Genomic DNA, 1,777 nt, shown 5'->3' on the forward strand with positions numbered 1-1,777 from the left:
TGCCTCTTTTCCCTCCCTGGCATTTTCAATTTCATTATAGATGAGCTTAGTAAATTCCTGGCGGGTCGAAAATGGGGAAATAAGTAGGTTCTTTTCCCTGGGAACTATTAATTCACCTTCCAGGACCTTAAACAGCCTCAATAGTTCTTTTGCAATCTTTTGATTAGCTGTAAAAATTGCATGATCACAGTAGATTTCTGAAGTTTCACTATTAAAATTTCCCGTCCCTATGTAAGAATAATTTATGCTTTCTCCATTCTCGTTTCTTTGGATAAGCATAATCTTGGAATGAACTTTTACTTTTGGATAACTGTAAATGACATTAGCTCCTTTTTCCTCAAATTTTCGTCCCCAGATAATATTGTTTTTTTCATCAAATCGTGCTTTTGCTTCTACAAAAACGGTTACATTTTTTCCCTTTTCGAGAGCTTTTAGCAGGGAGGATGTCAGTTTGGATTCATCTGCCACACGATAAAGGGAAATTTTAATGTCTGTCACGTCTTTATCCTGAACCGCCTGCTCCAGAAAATTCTCCACATAATCAAAAGACATATATGGAAAATGCAATGCCTGGTCTTTTTCTGCAATTGCAGAGAAATAGTTTTTGGAATTCCCGAGTACTTTATGCGGAATAGGAGGGAGCTTTTTAAAATGAAGCTCTGGATTATTTGTAGGATCGGGAAAAGAGAAAAAATCCTTGAAATTATGATATTTGCCGCCCGGCATCATATCTATTTTTCCAAGGCCGAGAAGCTTCCGAACCTTCTTCTGTATTTCCCTGGGCATCTTTGCGTCATAAAGCAACCTTGTGGGTTGTCCGCTGGTTCGCTGCTTCAGGGAATCATAAATTTTTTCAGCTAAAGGGCCGTCGTATATATCGTGAATATAGAGCTCGGCATCCCTGGAAAGTTTAATTTCATAGATCCCGGTTATCTCTTCATCTGGAAAAATAGTGTGCAGCTGAAAACGCACAATTTCGTCCAGGAAAGTTATAGCATCCTTGTTGCCATTTTTTAGAGAAATAAATCGGCCGCAAATGTCTGCGGGAATGTTCACCAGGCCAAGTTTTTTATCGTTCCTGAAGGTGACAAGAAAATATAAGGTCGCGTTTTTGAGAAATAACTCATTTTCTTCCTCCAGATCTACCAGCCTGATATTTAAATGATTCAAGATCTCCTTCCGGAAATAATCTACTGCAAATTTCTCCTGGGCGGTAGTAAAATTAGCAGCTTCAATTAAATAAATACCGTGGTGAGCAAGTTCAGGCAATATTTGTTTGTAGTAAATGTCTCCAAATTTCTCCTGTTGCTTTTTTACTTCTTCAATAATTTCTTTGGTAATCTTCGTAGGCTTTAAAGCGAGCTTTTTTCTCAGGCTTTTTTCCACTCTCTTCATTTGCCGAAGTTGCGAAACCCTTACTCTAAAATATTCATCTAAGTTGGAAGAGAAAATTGCCAAAAAACGGATACGTTCATATAGAGGGTTTATTTTGTCGGCAGCCTCCTGTAAAACCCTTTCGTTAAAGCTCAACCAGTTAAGGTCACGGTGTCTAAAGCGGAGATTGTCCGTTTCCTGCATATATTCGTTTTAGCTCAAAAATACAAAGAAGGCAGGGCTACAGATATAATTTTCTGTTAATTTAGTAATTATAAGGAAAGCTTCTCCAGGCAATATTTAATAAGCTTATCTACCACCATTCCCGGATTTTTGCTGAATTCTCCTGTAGCACGATTGGCAATTACTGCATTCATTGAAACGGCCCTGTGACCTAACAATT

Annotated in this window: 1 protein-coding gene and 1 pseudogene; both read right to left on the reverse strand. The window is 38.2% G+C overall.

Translation table 11 applies throughout. The features are described 5' to 3' along the window. Positions 1-1,578 (reverse strand): polyphosphate kinase 1 (gene ppk1, locus RM529_RS17155; RefSeq protein WP_311485970.1); only part of this gene is annotated, 1,578 nt, incomplete at its 3' end. 68 nt (positions 1,579-1,646) lie between these two features. Continuing rightward, a pseudogene (locus RM529_RS17160) lies at positions 1,647-1,777 on the reverse strand (phosphorylase); the annotation flags it as partial.

The sequence above is a fragment of the Autumnicola edwardsiae genome (assembly GCF_031846505.1).
Taxonomy (GTDB): domain Bacteria; phylum Bacteroidota; class Bacteroidia; order Flavobacteriales; family Flavobacteriaceae; genus Autumnicola; species Autumnicola edwardsiae.